Raw genomic sequence first — 15,405 nt, forward strand, 5'->3', positions numbered from 1 at the left:
CAATTAATGACCATTCATCATCTGAGTGCAAATCATTTTTATTTCCCGGAAAACAAGTTTAATTTCACCCATGAAAATTATTGACTCACAAAACAGCTGAGCACTGACCCATGAATGCCATACCTACCACCCACTTTGAATTTCCAAATCAGACCAACGTATACCACGGAAAAGTACGCGATGTTTATGATCTGGGCGATCGTTTATTAATGATAGCGACAGACCGGATTTCCGCTTTTGACCACATTCTCCCCAAGCCCATTCCATTCAAAGGACAGGTGTTGAATCAGATCGCGGCTTATTTTCTAGATGAAGTAGCCGACATTGTCCCGCATTGGCTTCTGGCTACGCCGGATCCCAATGTGTCCTATGGAATAAAATGTGACCCCATCAAGATCGAGATGGTCGTTCGTGGATATCTGGCGGGGCATGCCTGGCGAGAATACAAAGCAGGGAAAAGAATTTTATGTGGTGTTGCCATGCCAGATGGGATGAAGGAAAGTCAGGCGTTTCCACGTCCCATCGTGACCCCGGCAACCAAAGCAGATGAAGGGCATGATGAAGATATTTCAGTACAGGAGATTTTGGAGCAAGGCATCGTTTCAAAAAATGAATGGGAGCAATTGGAATCCTACGCCTTAGCCTTATTCGACCGGGGCAGTGCCATGGCTCGGGACAAAGGTCTTATTCTGGTAGACACCAAGTATGAATTTGGTTTCCATGCAGGTAAAATATACCTTATTGATGAGATCCATACGCCCGATAGCTCTCGATACTACTACGCCACAGGGTATGAAGATCGCCTGAACCAAGGAGAGAAACAACAACAACTCAGCAAAGAGTTTGTCCGCGAATGGTTGATGGAACATGGTTTTCAGGGGCTCGATGGACAAGTCATACCTGAAATGCCGGATGAATTTGTCCAGGAAATCAGTCAGCGCTACATCACACTTTATGAAAAGATGACTGGAAAATCCTTTGAACCAGCTGCAGGAAATGATCCACTAGAGCGGATTGAGAAGAATGTACTGGCATTTTTGAACACCAATAATTCCTGATCATTCTCCCCCATATGATGGAAGCCGAACAAAATTCGCGCGGTATATTTTTCTAATTTGCTTAGAAGTAAATTCCTTTGTCATTTTTGATTCTCTGTGAGATTCCTTGCGATACGCTGTGAAATAATACACAGTTTACCCGCTTTATTCACCACGTCAATCTATTATGATCCATCATATGCAGCGCAATAATTGCTTAAATTCCAAAATTGGGCATATTACATAGCTCAATTTTGGGTGACATTTGACTTTTGATCCATATATTATCCTCGGGACAGAGCCCTCCCACAGCCAAGGCAGGGACAGGTCGGTTCACTCATCCAAGGTTCACCGAACCTGGTGCCCCGGCTAAGCCGAGGCTTCATTCGCTCATCTCCATCAAAGATAGATTTACCATCTATGGCCTGCGCTGCACTCCGACTCTATTCAGTCATTCCTTGCATCTGCACCTGTCTAACTGCCATCAAAACAATAATCAACGCCAGGTAGGTACATCAAAAGCCATGAATTTTGCGGGTTTACTTCGCCACAAAATCTTCCAAATACTTAAAATGAGGCCCCAATTTACCTTCTCTGGCAATAGTGGCTCCCAGCAATATATCTCCTTCAAAGTCACCAGCCTTTATTTGTGGCCAGATGTGTTCTATAAACTGTTGTCCAAAGGACGTGCTTGCATCCCGGGGTAATTCGTTGGGGAGATTATCAATCGTCATCATATCAATAGCATGGTCCTGAAAAGGATCAGTTTCCTTTTCTGACACCGGATCATATCCAAAAAACGGGTCATCGATCGTTGTTGCACGAAGTGTCGATGGTATCGACGATACCGGTGCAATGTCACAGGTAATATCAGCGATCACTTCTATGCGGTAATCAGAACGACGCATATCTTCCTTGGTGAAAAATGCAGGTGCTTTATTATCCCAGTACACCCCGTTGATCATCACATCCGCCACCGCGGCAAATGGTGAAAAGGCCGATTCAAATTCTTCAGGATGTTCAAAAAAATCTTTGAGCCCATGCCTTGAAGAAGGCTTAGGACGCACATATTTATCAAAGTCGATTTGCGTATATACCGCTTCATCGAAATCTTGCTGCAAAAATTCATCTGAATTCACCTTTCGAATCCCCATATCATCAAGCACCTTCGCAGCACCGGCTCCGACCCGGCCTTTCCCGGTCAACACGATTTTAATCGCTGGCCAAGAAATATCCTGGTACGTTTTTTTTATTTGGGCATAATCAAATGCATCCTTCATCCGACCCAGAGCAAATGAACCGCTTCGTCTTCCGTAGGTCAGTAAGGCGTTATGAGCCCCAACCATGCCCGCAAAAAACCCAAAAGCAATTAAACGTTTTCCTTGGGCATCTGTCAATACCTCATAATCCAGCAATCGAATATTCTTGTCCAAAATTTTACGTAATAATTCCCGGTTATAAGGTTGTGCTTTAATGGTATGCGAAAAAAAGAAATAGGTTTTATGGGCAATAAGCTCCGCCACCGGCACCTCTTTGACCCCCAATAAAATATCGCAATCATCCACTGATGACACGACAGGGACTCCCTGAGCACGGTATTCTTCATCGGAATAGCACCGGACTTCGGAACTCTGCACGACCAGGTCTGCACCCTCTTTATTTCGCAGGTATGCACATTGTGACGGTTTGAGTACAACCCGGGCATCCCGCGGGATTTTTCCTTCTTTGATAATTCCTATTTTCATGCGAATGGTTTAGGTGATAGGGTGTTTGGGTGAAAAAAAATAAAATTTCTGAAATAACAAAGATACTGAAGTGGTTATCTAAAAAACTGAAATTATTGGATTTAAAAACGGTGTGCAAATCCCAATCCAAAGGTTTTGATGGCTGTCCCAATACCCTGGTAATCACCTACTCCAGCTTCGATAAAGATCTTATTATAATACCTCCCAAATGACACACCCGCATTGGCGGTCAATCCAAAATCGCTGCCAAACCGTCCCGTGCTTACAGCCGGAATACCATAAATAGAAAAAGATCCGAAACGTACCTGAAGATACAATGGGATCCGTCCGTAAAAGTGATTGTCACGTGAAAAAACACCATCCAGGCCTACATGCGCGCCCGTGGACATTAAAAAAAGTTGGGTGTTGACAAAATTGTATTTAAAATTTAGTTCGAGATCATCGTCCAATGAATACTTCACTCCAAGATCTGTACGGTCACCGACCCCGACACGAAACGCTCCCACCAGCGGAAAACCATAGTTATTGTCTTCGAGGCTTCCCGGGTAATAACCGGCACCAAATCCTCCCATGACCTCTGCTGTACCTTTGCCCAGTGGCTCTGCATCCTGAAACTGCATAATACTACTACATGATGACAGCACAAGTACGGTACTAAAAACCCACCAACCTGTGTATCTCAATAAATTCCTTTTTATACTTTTCATGCTGAAAATATACAGAATATAGCTGAACAAAAAAAGTGGAAACTGTTGTTCTTTTAACAGTTTCCACTTTGGTACAACTGGCTAATTCCAGTCCAACTTTCAAACTCTTATGATTTACAAGGGCAACAATCCTATGATGGACAAATCAATCTCTGTCGAAGCAGAACTTTGAATCTGGATGTCCAGTAAATCAGCCAATACACTATTCACTTCAAGCATTCCGCGAAACTGTACTTGCTGGGATGTTCCATCGGTATCGTAGGAAGCAAGATGCAACTCATATTCACCACTTTCCAGGTAAGGGAAATAATAGCTGCCATCGGCTTGTACCAGTGCGCTGGAAATGGCATTTTTGAATTGAAGACCTGTATCTCCATCTTCCTCCATTTCAGTCGAAGCATCGTAGGTTCCTTTGGCATACAAATAGGCCACTATAACATCACTTCCGGTGGAACCGTCGGCGACTGATCCCTTTAACTCTCCTGTGACCGATTTATCCATAATTCGTAAACTGTTTACCAAATCAGCTGTGGGAACAAAATCATAGCGATCAGTGCTGTCTGATGTGTTCCGCTGAATGGATTTTCTCAAATCAAAGTCGACCAGCAGTTTTACAGTACTGTCCTGCTCCAATTCAAATTCATAATCGAGCGTCAGATGGGTATCTTCCGGATTGAGCAAGTGTTTATTGTCCTCCGTATCCTGAACATAACATTCCTCCGGATCCAGGATAAACGTCACATCGTTATAGGTGCCTACTTTAGCGCTATCTCCACCCAATAAATAGGTCGCGCCGTTCGTATAGGAACTCAAATCAATTGATACCGGTGTAAAGCCGGGCAAGGATTGACCGTCGATTTGAACATCCGCAAAAGTGACGAAAACACTTTTGACAGCGGGATCATCAACAGGAGCATCCGTGATCTCAAGTTCTATTTTACCTTGCTTTTCATTATTATCAGGGGTCAGATCATTTTCTTCTTTTTCACATGATGACAGAAAAAGTCCGAGGATCATCATCGTGAAGAAGCTAACATGTTTCAGATTCATAGTGTCGTATTTTAGTATGAATGAAAAATTGAAATTTGTGGAGATAAAACGGGATGAAAATTGGCATATTGCCATGCAATTAGTTCAACCGGTGTTAAATAACGTTTATTAAATATATCCTAATGTTTATCTATATACCGCTGAAACAAAAACCAATAGACGCAGAACACAAGACAGGACAAAGATTACTTGGGATCGGTTATATTGTACGGCACCGGCATGAGGGTCCGGATATCCGAAGAAATAAAATAAATGGCAAAGAATGTGAAAACGAGATGAATTAACTTAATTTTTTAACTGTATTGACGGCCGTTGATCGGGTCAAAAACAACCTTAATTAATGGTGGATAAAGGCTGATATTCCATCTGCCTTCAGACCTGAAATATCTTAATCCTTCGGTTTGATTCCATAATAATCAATTAAAACCCGTAATTTCACAACATTCAAAAAATGAATTAGAATGAAAAAAGCATATATTCTTTCCGCAACCAGAACCCCCATCGGCAGCTATGGCGGAATCTTTAAAAATATCGACGCTACCGAGTTGGGAGCCACCGCAATTCGAGGAGCCCTGGAAAATGCAGACATCTCTCCGGACATGGTAGAAGAGGTGTATATGGGCAACGTTATTTCGGCCAATCTGGGGCAAGCACCTGCCCGCCAGGCTGCTCTCAAAGCCGGACTTCCACACTCTATCCCATGCACCACCATCAACAAGGTATGTTCATCGGGTATGAAAGCCATTATGTTGGCCGCTCAGAATATTGTGCTGGGCTACCAGGATGTTATCGTAGCTGGCGGTATGGAAAACATGTCCAGAATCCCCTATTACGTACCACAGGCCCGATTCGGATACAAGTTTGGTGAAGGAGCGTTGATTGACGGATTGCAAAAAGACGGTTTGGCCGATGCCTACAGTCATGAAGCCATGGGAGTCAGTGCAGACCGGACCGCCGAGAAACACGGGTTCTCACGGGAAGCGCAGGATGAGTATGCCATCCAGAGTTACCAGCGTTCATCCAACTCAACAAAAAGCGGACTTTTCAAAAATGAAATCACACCAGTGAAGGTTCCCCAGCGGAAGGGAGACCCAGTTAAAGTCTCAGAAGATGAAGAATATAAGAAGGTGAACTTTGAAAAAATACCACAATTACGGCCTGCATTTACCAGAGGTGGGACCGTGACGGCGGCCAATGCGTCCACCATCAATGATGGTGCATCAGCGTTACTTATTGTCAGTGAAAACTTTCTGAAAGACCACGGTCTGACTCCCCTCGCCGAAATCACCTCATGGGCAGACGCCGCTCACGAACCAGAGTGGTTCACCACGGCTCCCCCGCTGGCGACCTCCAAAGTACTGGCACGAGGAGGTCTTAAAGTCACTGATATTGATCTTTTTGAGGTCAATGAGGCCTTTTCTATTGTACCGATGGTGTTCGCGAAGGAACTGGATATCGCTCCCGACAAAATGAACATTCTGGGTGGTGCCGTTTCCTTGGGACATCCTTTGGGAGCTTCTGGTGCGCGAATTGTCACCACGCTTCTCAATGCGCTGGATTCCCGGGACAAATCAGTAGGTTGTGCATCGATTTGCAATGGTGGCGGAGGGGCATCCTCGATGATTATTCGGAAAGTAAATTGATCGGGTTTTTAAACTTTCTACCCCCCAACCGCATTATAACTATCATATTTCACTGCAAATTTCGTTTGACCTTATAATGATGAACAATAAAATAAAAGTTATAGGACTTACCCTGGGTATGCTGTTGGGCTGGCTGATTACGCTGTCTGCACAAAACCCGCAATTGGCCATGCATTATTACAACCGTGGTGAATTTGAAAAGGCCCAATCGATTTTCAGTGAATTGGTCAACAAGCAACCAGAGAACAAGATCTATTTTGAGAAACTGATGGATTGTCTGACTCAGCTCCGAAAATATGATGTTGCGCTGAGCCAAATTGAACAACGTATTCAACGATACCCGTCAGATCCGGTCAACCACTATCTCAAAGGCAACATTTATGAGCTCAAAAAAGAGCATGAGAAAGCCAAATCATCGTTTAAGGAAGCTATAAAAACGGCGTCAAAAAACCCTGCCACCATTGCTGGACTGGCTCAGCAATTTCAACAACGCGGGAAATATGAACTGGCTCTTGAAACTTTTGAAGCTTCCCGGAAAAACGGAAAAATTCATCCTTCCTATACCCTACCGATGGCCAACTTATATTACAACATCGGAAATTATAAGCGAATGATCGACAGCTACCTGGATGCCATCGATTATCGACCGGAAAGCGTTTCCTTTGTGCTCAATTATTTTCAACGGTACCTCCCGGATGATTATCTGGATGACCTGGAACAAAATGTTCTCACACGTTTGCAAAAAAGCAGCAACGAAAGCTACAACGAAATACTCGCCTGGACTTATATCCAAAACAACAACTACACGATGGCTTACCGCCAGCTTCGTTCGATCGATAAAAGAAAAAATGAAAACGGGCACCGTCTCTTTAGACTGGGACAAAATGCCATGCAAGCGGATGAGTTTGAAGGAGCCGTTCGAATTTTTGACTACATAATATCAGATAAAGGACGCAATTCCACATACTATTACCCTGCCCAGGAGGCCATTCTCAAAGCGCGGAAATCCATACTTCTGGAACAAGCTGATTCCAATCAAATTCAAAATCTGACGGACCTGACTACTGAATATCTAGCTCTCGCAGATAGTCTCGGATACAACCGGTTAACAGCTTCTCTGATCAAAAACATTGCTGAAATACAAGCATTTGATATACATGACTACGAAGGTGCCATCCATACCCTGGAAAAGCTTATCGGCATTTCCGGGATCAACAGAGAACTCCTAAGTGCATCCAAAATACTATTGGCTGATATCTATCTGTCCACAGGCGATCGCTGGGAGGCCACCCTGCTTTATTCGCAGGTAGATAAGGAACACAAAGAGGATGAAACTGGTCAGCTGGCCCGTTTCAGAAATGCAAAACTCTCCTATTACATGGGAGATTTTGAATGGGCACAAAAACAATTTGATATTCTACGCGTAGCCACCTCCCGGCTGATAGCCAATGATGCGATCGATATGAATATCTTTATCATCGACAATCTTGGCCTGGACACCACTACACAGAACCTTAAAGCATATGCCGAAGCGGATTTTCTTCATTTCAAAAATCAAGATGAGAAGGCACTTATCAAACTAGATAGCCTGGGCCAGGCGCTACCGGACGATCATGAACTCCGTGATGACATTATCTATCTGGAAGCGGAGATTTTAAGAGATAATAGAAGATATGAAGCAGCTAAAGAACGGTATGAAGCTATTGTCGCCCTTTATCCCGATGGTATATGGGCCGATAATTCCTTGTATGCCATCGCTCAGTTATATCTAAACAAACTGGATAATCCTGAAAAGGCCATGGCCACCTTTGAGAAAATATTTATCGATTATGACAACAGTACTTTTGCCGTAGATGCACGAAAGAATTATCGCGAACTCCGTGCAGTGCTGAATGCCGAAAAAAGCCCGGCAATACCGCAAAACGATAGTATTCCGTCACCGTCACTCGAAGAAAATTGAAATTAGCTTACAACATCACCTATGTCGTGGATCCACAATACGTCGATCGCTGGCGAATTTGGATGATAAAAAACTATTTGCCAGGTATCATGGAAACCGGTTGCTTCTTAAGCTATCGCTTACACAAATTAGTGGGATTGAACAGCAATGAGGAACCGACATATAGTGTGCAGCTTATTGCAAAAAACAAAATCATGCTCCAACGATACCAGAGAAACCACGAATCCAACTACATGCGTTTACTAAACCACCAATTCAAAGAGAAATACGTTGAATTCCGAACGACCATGGTGGTGGTGGATGAATCATGATCTCAGATCTCAGATTTTTGATTTAGTGCACGCATAAAATCATTTGGATATAATGGCTTCATCATATAAAAGTTCGTGATAGCACTTTATGAAAATCGAATTCACAATTCACAACCACAATTCATCATTAACAATTACTTCAGTTTCACCATTTTTCCAATCCCATTCTTGAAATAATTTCCTTCCTCCAACGCATTTATTGGATATTTTTCATAATCATCACCAGCAGAATCCCGGGAAATGACCTTGTACAAATAAACTCCCGGCGCCAGATCCTGATTCCAGTTGTCCGAACCATCCCACACAAATTCCGATAGATGCCTTCCGATCCGCATCGGTCCAAACTCAGCCTTCGTAATCTCTTTGACCAGCCGGCCACTAACCGTATAGATCATAATACGGAACACTTCCGGTTCATCGCTGCCGGTCAGCGTATATGCAAAACGGACCGCATCCACAAATGGGTTGGGGTACGGCAAAATAGCGCTCACTTTATTCTCGAGGACCACTTCAAAATCAATCCTATAATCCGACGACGCACTGTTCCCAACCAAGTCCCGGACGGAAACACGCAATTCATACATTCCATTTTCATCAAATTCACTGTCGTACTGCAATTCCAGCCCTTTTTCCGATTCCCGGATTGACAACCTGGGATCTCCGGCTTCAATCTTCAGAATATTTCCAGATGGCTTTGTAATCTCAAAACGGAAATCAGAGGACGTCTGTAAGTTCTGATTGGGATAATCTGATAATTGGACGGTAATCAAAGCATTTGGAGCGATAATATCTCCGTGAAGGATGGTCTGCTGATCAAACAAAACCTCGACCGTGGGTGCGATACGATCACCTCGAATCTCAAAATTTCGAAACAGAACATTATTTTTCTCACTGGATTCCTTCCACTCCTGGTCTGGATCGATGGTAACCTTTAAGACCGCAGGGCCATTATAATCCGGGCTTAGTGGCCAGACTCGGTGCACAGGTTGTCGCCATTGATCCGAATCCATATAAAACCGGTGCTCCATCCTTCTGCTCCGATTAAAAAGTTCCACCATGACCAATACAGAATCTGCTGGAGGATCGCCCACAACATCTAATTCAAAATGCACAGATAATTGATTATCGGAAAGAGCAGCAGTATCCACCAATGGCTGATCTGCACTGTTGGTGATGCGCCAATCCGGATAAAAAGCACCAAAAATCCGCCAGTAAAAGCCTGGCATTGTCCTGCTTTCCGGATCACTAAAGTCACCTTTCCACGAAAAAGCCGTCCCTTCAGAATCGGAGAAGCTTCCCGATTGGACTTCCGATCCATCCTTAAATATCAATTCTTTGGACGTCGAGCCTACGTGGAGGTTCATCGCCACACTGTCCCCGGAGGTCCCCGATACCCCACTTTCCCATCTGTCTAGCGATTGGAGTAAATTTACTTCGTCTGACCATACTTTTCCTTCGGATACGTAGGAAAACAAATTTACATATTCAATATTCACGCCCGCAGAATCACCTAAAATTTCGGTGACCACACCTTTTCCTTTTTGATAAATCAACGAATATGCGCGTCGATCGACTTTTTCCAAAGCCCGAATTTGGCGAGCTCCCTCCTTTTCAAAAAAGTTGAACAAATTCACCCCCTGATGACTGACAGAGTCCTGAGCCCAGGTGTCTCCTTTCGGGCTGTTTCGGCCATTGGTCGTATTCCAGAAAATAACATAATCTCCTTCTTCCGCTTCATTTTCGATCAACTCAGTAATGGATGCCCGGTGAATTTCACTATACGGTCTGTAGACAAAAGTAAACAGGTATTCGTCTTTCGCTACCGGCCAGATACTATTGTACACTCCTGGTTTTGGATTGCGAACCCAATCATTTTGTCGGGGTTTAAATATCGATACATTCAATGCCGGATAGGTGGTGCGGAAAAATCGGGGACGGTGTATTTCATTGTAAATGATAGCCGCTTTCTTATGCCCATGATCGAGCTTATAACTGTTTTGCAACTGAGCAAAATCAAGCTTTCGGTCTTGAGCTGACAAGTTATCTAAACTATCCCGGGCGAATTGTCCGTAGTGTGATTGGTTCCATCCAGTCTGATCCGGCACATACATAAATGAGTGATAAGCTGTAAATACACTATCATTTTCATAACGAGCCCGCCAATAGTAAACCGTTTCCTCTTCAAGCATCTGCTGCACCGGAAGGTTTATTCTGGCCTGAGGACTTGAATGAACCATGGAATAATAAGCCGGCGAGGAAAAGTGGGGCGTCGTATCAACTTCCACATAATATTTTTTTACATTGTTTTCGACATGTCCATTGAACAGTTCAAGGGTTGGATTCTTATCAGGGATTATGGCCATGTCATATGGGTAGATCAGCTGGAGTGTGGTATTTTGGATAAAGAGCTGAAAGCCCTGCCGGCCCTCCGATACAAATTGATTGTTCTGCTCAGCTACACCTGTGGGGTGTTCTTCAATCGTATTATCTGGATCAATGGTTAAGAAATAGGTGTTTGCACCTTCCATTTCTTCAGTGATCGGTAGTGTCAGCGACAATGTATGATCAAAGCCATCCACGTTGGTCCACGCGGTGTCATGTGTGATTAATTCTCCATTCGGCAACTGCTGGCGGATTAAGACGGCGAACGTATCTGTCATCCGAATGCCATGGTTTTGAATATCCACATCCAGTGTAAATGTATCGTCGACAAGAGAAGGACGTTCCGGCGTAACCCGGACCGAAACATCATCGAAGGTAAAATCTGGTCCCTCAAAATGATAGGCAGCAATGGCTGGATCTCCTGTAAAAACAAAAGCAGACTGCATATGCTTTTGAAATCGGCCCAATTTGGAAAGTGACTGCTGGACAATATCTCCTAATGGATTGCCATATTGATCAGATCCGAATTCTTCATAAAATGCGCGGGCCAGGTGTTGCAAATTCGTCAGGTATTCAGATGTCGCTGTACTCAAAAATAATATCGACCCCACTTCGGGCGTCAAAATAAATCGTTCTGCCAGATTTTTTTGGGGCAGAAATATATTTCCACTGGAACACCCCAATGCCAAAAATACAGGTAACCGTCCCGCATTATTATATTCCTCGATTATATCAATATTAAAATCCAGACTGGAGGAGGCACTGTGTCCGAAAAATGAGATTAAAGCGGCTCCGTCATTGATGTACGAGAAAATTTCATCCCGTTCAGGTATGTCCGTACTACCAAAACTGCTTTTGTAAAAAGACACCATATTCGCAGCAAAACTATCGCGTTCCATTTCCTTTCCACGTTTGTCCATAAAGTTGGAAATAATAGAAAAAATATTTCGATCTCCTCCATTAAAATGCATCACGCGTTTCATCCAGAGCCGGTCCTCGATCTGTGCTGGATTTTGTACCACTGATTCGTATCTTTTCACTTTCTCCAGGTAGTGCGTTATTTCTTCAGGATCTGTCACCGGAATACGGCCTACCGGAATGCGGGGTACCGCCTGCCCTTTGACGGCTAATAACAGATTGTCAGAGCCATAATGGCCAAATGTGGGCACAAAATGCGAGTGGTAGTAATACTTCCGGTAGTTCGCCGGGGTTCGTAGATAACCATACCCCATCCCCTTTCCAATGATATTAACATAGCGTACCCCGTGTTGCACCTCAACGAGGTGTGCACCGAAATTCCGGATCGCATAAGGGTGCCCCTGTATACCGTAAATGTACTGATCACGCAACTGTTCGATCGTCACCACCTCTACCTGAAAAGATCCACCTGCTTCTGATTCCCGATAGGCCACGTAATCAGCAACCGGATCCTCGTTCCCACTAAGATTCATCAGCGAATCCGAAGTAATAATCACATAATCAAACGCGCGATCCAGATAATTTTCAAACTTTACTTTCCTGATATTCTGCACAGATATCAGGTCCTGCTGAACCACCAATTCATCTCCCGAATCGGCCAGTAATTCGTATGATTTTCCATCTCCTGATACTGACTTAAAAAATAGGCTCCGGTCGAGATTGAATACAGTTCGTTCCGGCGATGATTCTTCAAATTGCACCCCAAATGCACGGCCATCATCCTGTATTTTAAAGCTGCCGGCATATTCAGACTTAAGTTGGCCTGCATCCACCTGATGAAAAACCCTCAGGTAGGCCAAAGCCACACGATGATTATCTTCTGTGGCATGCACCGTTATATTCAGGGAATTGCCTACTTCAGAAGCGGGCCAGGAGAATTCAATCTTTCGGGCTGATTGGGTCAATGCATTGGTAAATTTCCCATGCAACTGATCATCCACATAAAGCTCAAATATCTTTGCGTTTAGGTCAGCTCCTACACCTACCTCAAGGTAAATGCTATCACCGATCGGGGTCACGCCGGTCAAATCAATATCTCTGGAAACAGAATTAGCAAACCCTGTCGAAAATCCTTCGAGGTCATTGAAGTCCGGATCTATGATACCCTGGGTTCCCTGCGTATAAAATCCATCGTGAAAAACAACTTCTGTTTTAGTCCAAATACCCGTCAAAGGTTTAACTTCGTCAGTGACCTGGCCTGGTTGATACCTTAATTTGGTTGACACCGGATCGACAGAAAGAAAATAAACGGAAGTGTCCGTAAAAAGACTGTATGACGCATTGAGCACTTGCCGCTCCGGATTGAGAAACATAAATTCCTCCAGATCCGTTCGGTTTTTCCGTCCATAAAACACCAATGTATCTCCAGGTTTCAGACTGCCCTCAACTGGTGTACTCAATGGCACTTGCTGACCATTGTGATACAATATCATAGCGTCGCCAGTCAAGTCTTCATCCGCCCAACCTGCCATCTTTAGATCATTATAACTGATGGCATACCAGCCATCTTCACCCACCGGAATACGAAGATAGGTTTGGTCATAATTAATCCACTCGTTTCCATACACCATCCCACCCTCCTGGCCAGGCATTTGCCCCCACGAAGATGTTACCGTTAGTACACAGACTGTGTAAAATAGAATGGTCCCCATTAATATGGTCAATTTATCCTTCATGGTTTTATTCCTCGTTGCAATATAGAAAAGATTACATAATAAGAAAACCATCCTCACGGATAGGATACTCCTCTACTATGTCCAATCCAATAAAGAATGAGAACGATCATAACGCCACTTTTTATTTCTTTGGACAAATACTTTATTTTGACAGAATCTATTATAAAAATTCCTCTGGATAATTTTGGAACTTTTTAGTTTGATTTGTGATTAATGAACAGAGTACGCAAAGTACTTGGAACATAAATTCGCTCTGAATATGAAAGGTTTAGCTTATATTCTCCTTCCCTTGCTCTCACTGACCAGTGGATGGTCACAAACTACGGGTGATTCCATATGGTACACCCTTCCATTTACCACTCTGATGGAAAACACTGGAATAGAGGTCCGCACAGACTCTCTGGATCATTATCTTCTCACCGACCACTCCAATCCGTACCTCGGTAAAACAGATCTTTATCTGGTCAATGAACAGGATGAAAAAGAATTCATTGTTCTTATCGATGAAGAATCGATCTTCCCACAAATAAAATTTTCCAGCCATGTCGCCAATCTAATGAACAATGAGAATGATCACAGCATCGCTTTTTATTCGTTGGATGAATACTTTATTTTGACAGAACTCCGTGCCGATTGGGCCGCTGATGCTCAGTTTCTGATCAAAGACCAGGAGGCTATAAATGGGTATGCCCGCAGTTTTTATAATGCAGAAACGAATGTGCAGGTGACGGTTATTTTATTGGCTCAAGAGTTGCCATTGCTGAAAACACCGGTGGAATTGACTGCCTTGCGGTTTAAGTAATTGTGGAGTATTGATTGTTAATTATTGATATAGATCAAAATACAAATGGGATAAGCGGTAAAAAAGATTAATGATTATACTATTGCCACTCTTAACTCAATTGGTGTGGTCCAAAATTTTCTATCATTGAAACGTCTGCACCTCCAGATCTCTACGGGCTCACGAATCGCAGGCTGGCCATTGTTCACCAGGTAAGGATTCTTTCCCAATCCTTCATGGAATATCCAAATCCGAAGTTTTAATACCTGCTCCCCGGTAAATACCGCACAGAATGACGGATCGTATCTTCCGCAAAATCAATCACCCGATAACCGATCTGGTAATGATCAATCGCAAAATCCTTGACGTAGGGAAATATTTGCATGAAAAGTGAGGGTGTAATGTGAACCATCACATTCTGCCAGACCACACTCCGGTCGACATGATAATGGCCGCAAAAAACCTGTACTGAAGACGGGTGCATAGTCAACACCTCCAGAACTTCCTGCCGATTCTGGAGCGGATACCCATTATCCATGTGAGGGACCCCAGCAAGAACGGGTGGATGATGCATAAACACCAACAATTGTTGGTCGGTTGAACGCCGAACTTCTTGTTTCATCCAGGACAATTGCTCGGGTGAGATGGCTCCGGAAGCTGTATCCAGAAAGAGAATGTGATAACCGGCAATTTCATCCGAAAAATAATACTCTGACTGTTCATTGCTTAGGTTTTCACCGAGCAAGCCCGTCGTCATCAGACTGGTATCGTCATGGTTACCACCAATGACCTCATACGGGACCCCCACCACATCCAGCTGTTGGTGAATCCACTCATACACGTCCTGCCGGGGATCTTTATAGCAAAAGTCCCCGGTCAACACCAACAAATCAGGGTTCATTTGTTCTAAGTCTGCTAAGGTATTAAGAAAATTAGCACGGAGATTGACCCCGAATGGGTATTCCTCTTTCCTGCCAATATGGATATCGGTGACTTGAATTATGCGGAAATCGACCATAATAAACTTTTTCAGTTGAAATGAAATCTATTAGTTTTGCAAATCGTTATGATTTCAGTTCGGTTAGACTGCGAATCGGTACAACATACAAAAAAGGACAGACAGAAGTCAAAAAAA

11 protein-coding genes are annotated in these 15,405 nt (G+C 43.6%); 6 read left to right on the top strand and 5 right to left on the bottom strand.

Going from position 1 to position 15,405, the window contains the following annotated elements:
• The first annotated feature begins 110 nt into the window (after positions 1-110).
• Complete coding sequence (locus KUV50_RS06465; RefSeq protein ID WP_222579285.1) at positions 111-1,058, top strand: phosphoribosylaminoimidazolesuccinocarboxamide synthase; 948 nt, start codon at positions 111-113, stop codon at positions 1,056-1,058.
• 518 nt (positions 1,059-1,576) lie between these two features.
• Here KUV50_RS06465 and KUV50_RS06470 read toward each other — a convergent pair.
• From KUV50_RS06470 to KUV50_RS06480, 3 genes are all read right to left on the bottom strand, one after another.
• Positions 1,577-2,782 carry an NAD(P)-dependent oxidoreductase gene (locus KUV50_RS06470; protein ID WP_222579286.1) on the bottom strand — a complete coding sequence of 402 codons (1,206 nt, stop codon included), beginning with the start codon at positions 2,780-2,782 and terminating at the stop codon, positions 1,577-1,579.
• A gap of 101 nt (positions 2,783-2,883) precedes the next feature.
• Positions 2,884-3,489, bottom strand: a complete 606-nt coding sequence (locus tag KUV50_RS06475) for a hypothetical protein (protein ID WP_222579287.1) — start codon at positions 3,487-3,489, stop codon at positions 2,884-2,886.
• Between the two features lie 114 nt (positions 3,490-3,603).
• Positions 3,604-4,539, bottom strand: a complete 936-nt coding sequence (locus KUV50_RS06480; protein ID WP_222579288.1) for a DUF4382 domain-containing protein — start codon at positions 4,537-4,539, stop codon at positions 3,604-3,606.
• Between the two features lie 122 nt (positions 4,540-4,661).
• Between KUV50_RS06480 and KUV50_RS06485 the strand changes: the two genes are divergently transcribed.
• The 4 genes from KUV50_RS06485 (at position 4,662) to KUV50_RS06500 (ending at position 8,453) form a co-directional block, all read left to right on the top strand.
• Entirely contained in the window at positions 4,662-4,823 is a 162-nt protein-coding gene (locus tag KUV50_RS06485) for a hypothetical protein (RefSeq protein ID WP_222579289.1), read from the top strand.
• Positions 4,824-5,000: 177 nt separating this feature from the next.
• The gene (locus tag KUV50_RS06490; protein ID WP_222579290.1) at positions 5,001-6,182 is read left to right on the top strand and encodes a thiolase family protein; all 1,182 of its coding nucleotides are present in this window, start codon (positions 5,001-5,003) and stop codon (positions 6,180-6,182) included.
• Between the two features lie 79 nt (positions 6,183-6,261).
• Positions 6,262-8,142: a tetratricopeptide repeat protein gene (locus KUV50_RS06495; RefSeq protein ID WP_222579291.1), complete on the top strand. Its 1,881-nt coding sequence runs from the start codon at positions 6,262-6,264 to the stop codon at positions 8,140-8,142.
• Positions 8,139-8,453: a DUF4286 family protein gene (locus tag KUV50_RS06500; protein WP_222579292.1), complete on the top strand. Its 315-nt coding sequence runs from the start codon at positions 8,139-8,141 to the stop codon at positions 8,451-8,453. The genes KUV50_RS06495 and KUV50_RS06500 overlap by 4 nt, the downstream gene beginning before the upstream one ends.
• A gap of 134 nt (positions 8,454-8,587) precedes the next feature.
• Here KUV50_RS06500 and KUV50_RS06505 read toward each other — a convergent pair whose 3' ends face one another.
• Complete coding sequence (locus KUV50_RS06505) at positions 8,588-13,489, bottom strand: C25 family cysteine peptidase (RefSeq protein WP_222579293.1); 4,902 nt, start codon at positions 13,487-13,489, stop codon at positions 8,588-8,590.
• Positions 13,490-13,748: 259 nt separating this feature from the next.
• Here KUV50_RS06505 and KUV50_RS06510 point away from each other — a divergent pair, with 259 nt between their 5' ends.
• Entirely contained in the window at positions 13,749-14,291 is a 543-nt protein-coding gene (locus KUV50_RS06510) for a hypothetical protein (RefSeq protein WP_222579294.1), read from the top strand.
• Positions 14,292-14,529: 238 nt separating this feature from the next.
• On the opposite strand, the gene KUV50_RS06515 is transcribed toward KUV50_RS06510, so the two are convergent.
• Positions 14,530-15,288 carry a metallophosphoesterase family protein gene (locus KUV50_RS06515; protein ID WP_222579295.1) on the bottom strand — a complete coding sequence of 253 codons (759 nt, stop codon included), beginning with the start codon at positions 15,286-15,288 and terminating at the stop codon, positions 14,530-14,532.
• Positions 15,289-15,405 lie beyond the last annotated feature (117 nt).

The sequence above is a fragment of the Membranihabitans marinus genome, from assembly GCF_019802045.1.
Lineage (GTDB): Bacteria > Bacteroidota > Bacteroidia > Chitinophagales > Saprospiraceae > Membranihabitans > Membranihabitans marinus_A.

What these genes read in the sequence shown, in the direction of transcription:
- KUV50_RS06465 (WP_222579285.1), top strand. Translation starts at nt 111, where the DNA reads ATGAATGCCATACCTACCACCCACTTTGAATTTCCAAATCAGACCAAC.
- KUV50_RS06470 (WP_222579286.1), bottom strand. Translation starts at nt 2,782, where the DNA reads ATGAAAATAGGAATTATCAAAGAAGGAAAAATCCCGCGGGATGCCCGG.
- KUV50_RS06475 (WP_222579287.1), bottom strand. Translation starts at nt 3,489, where the DNA reads ATGAAAAGTATAAAAAGGAATTTATTGAGATACACAGGTTGGTGGGTT.
- KUV50_RS06480 (WP_222579288.1), bottom strand. Translation starts at nt 4,539, where the DNA reads ATGAATCTGAAACATGTTAGCTTCTTCACGATGATGATCCTCGGACTT.
- KUV50_RS06485 (WP_222579289.1), top strand. Translation starts at nt 4,662, where the DNA reads ATGTTTATCTATATACCGCTGAAACAAAAACCAATAGACGCAGAACAC.
- KUV50_RS06490 (WP_222579290.1), top strand. Translation starts at nt 5,001, where the DNA reads ATGAAAAAAGCATATATTCTTTCCGCAACCAGAACCCCCATCGGCAGC.
- KUV50_RS06495 (WP_222579291.1), top strand. Translation starts at nt 6,262, where the DNA reads ATGAACAATAAAATAAAAGTTATAGGACTTACCCTGGGTATGCTGTTG.
- KUV50_RS06505 (WP_222579293.1), bottom strand. Translation starts at nt 13,489, where the DNA reads ATGAAGGATAAATTGACCATATTAATGGGGACCATTCTATTTTACACA.
- KUV50_RS06510 (WP_222579294.1), top strand. Translation starts at nt 13,749, where the DNA reads ATGAAAGGTTTAGCTTATATTCTCCTTCCCTTGCTCTCACTGACCAGT.
- KUV50_RS06515 (WP_222579295.1), bottom strand. Translation starts at nt 15,288, where the DNA reads ATGGTCGATTTCCGCATAATTCAAGTCACCGATATCCATATTGGCAGG.